This is a genomic window from Micrococcus sp. CS26 (assembly GCF_055522295.1).
The window spans coordinates 1-1,240 of sequence record NZ_JBVFVY010000059.1 but is presented as its reverse complement, the minus strand read 5'-3'; the positions used below and the strand labels follow the sequence as shown (position 1 = coordinate 1,240).

Genomic DNA, 1,240 nt, shown 5'->3' with positions numbered 1-1,240 from the left:
CACTCTGCCGGACGCAACTCGGCGGAGTCCCTGGGCATCGTGTACACGCCGGTGCAGGTGGTGGACTTCATCCTCCGTGCCGTGGATGAGGCGCTGCGGGAGAACTTCGGTGTGGGCGTCACGGATGAGGGCGTGCACGTGCTGGATCCCTTCACGGGCACGGGGACGTTCGTGGTGCGCCTGCTGCAATCAGGGCTCATCCGCCCGGAGGACTTGCTGCGCAAGTACACACAGGAGCTGCACGCCAATGAGCTGTTGCTCATGGCGTACTACATCGCCGCGATCAACATCGAGGCCGCGTTCCACGGCCTCATGGCCGACCAGGCCCGGGCCGCCGGCAAGGATCCCGCTGCGGTGGGCTACGAGCCGTTCGACGGCATCGTGCTGACGGACACCTTCCAGATGACGGAGGACGGCGACAAGCTCGACGAGGTGGTGTTCCGCTCCAACAACGCCCGCGTCCAGGCGCAGAACAACCTGGACATCCGGGTGATCCTCGGAAACCCGCCGTACTCGGTGGGGCAGACGTCCGGGAATGACGACAACGCGAATCTGAGCTACCCGACGCTGGACGCCTCCATCCGGGACACCTACGCGAAGCTCTCCACTGCGCAAAACAAGAACTCCCTCTACGACTCGTACATCCGGGCCATTCGGTGGGGGTCTGACCGGCTGCTGAAATCGGAGCAGGGCGGAGTGATCTGTTATGTGTCCAACGGTGGGTATATCGACGGGAACACGGCGGACGGCCTGAGGAAGACCCTGTACTCGGAGTTCCACGAGATCTACGTGTACAACCTGCGGGGGAATGCGAGGTCGGCCGGGGACCAGCGCCGTAAGGAGAGCGGCAACGTCTTCGGTGAGGGCAGCAAGACCACCGTGGCCGTGCTCCTGCTGGTGAAGCGGACCGGGGATGTGGAGCAGGCGCGCCTGCACTACAAGGACATCGGTGACTACCTAGACCGGAAGACCAAGCTGGACCTGGTGGACCGGGCGACGCTGCGGTCTCTGGACTGGCAGGAGATCACTCCGAATGCCGAGGGGGATTGGATCAACCAGCGGGATGAACGGTTCCCCTCATTCCAGCCGCTGTCCATGAAGGACGGACGGGACGCGATCTTCGCGTCGAATGGCGCTGGGCTCCAGACGAATCGCGATGCGTGGGTTTACAACTCCAGCAGCGAACATCTCATCTCGAATGTGACTCGCATGATCGACAACTACAACGGTGAAGTGGCCC

General features: G+C 63.1%; 1 protein-coding gene. It reads left to right on the top strand.

The features are described 5' to 3' along the window. Positions 1 to 1,240, top strand: a 1,240-nt coding sequence (locus tag ACZ1IK_RS11190) for a type ISP restriction/modification enzyme (protein WP_465098517.1), incomplete at both ends; no start/stop codon positions are given.